This window comes from Streptomyces violaceorubidus, assembly GCF_000717995.1.
Taxonomy (GTDB): domain Bacteria; phylum Actinomycetota; class Actinomycetes; order Streptomycetales; family Streptomycetaceae; genus Streptomyces; species Streptomyces violaceorubidus.
In genome coordinates this window covers 1-339 of sequence record NZ_JODM01000175.1, presented here as the reverse complement: position 1 = coordinate 339, position 339 = coordinate 1, and the positions used below count along the sequence as shown (strand labels likewise).

Genomic DNA, 339 nt, shown 5'->3' with positions numbered 1-339 from the left:
TCCTCGTCCTTCCTCGGTGTCGTGTCCTCGTCGGATGCAACGAGTGTGTCGTCGGAGTCCGACAGCGTGTCGACGACCGTGACGGCATCGTCCAGCTCCAGCTCCAGCTCCGACTCCGACTCCGACTCCGGCTCCGGCTCCGGCTCCGACTCCGGCTCCGTCGCGGTCTCCATCTCGGTCTCGGTCTCGGTCGCGTCGCTCGCGTGCGGGGTGTCCGCGGCCGGGAGCGTGCCGCTGACGCGGGCAGCCCTGTCCGCCTCCGCCGTGTCGGCCCGTGGGGCACCGGACCGGGACAGGGTGGGTATCGGGACAGGGGCGGCCATGTCCTTTTCAGAGGCC

The 339-nt window shown here is 71.1% G+C and carries 1 pseudogene; it reads right to left on the bottom strand.

The window, feature by feature from the left end:
• Positions 1–323: pseudogene (locus IE94_RS0134590) on the bottom strand (hypothetical protein); the annotation flags it as partial.
• Positions 324–339 lie beyond the last annotated feature (16 nt).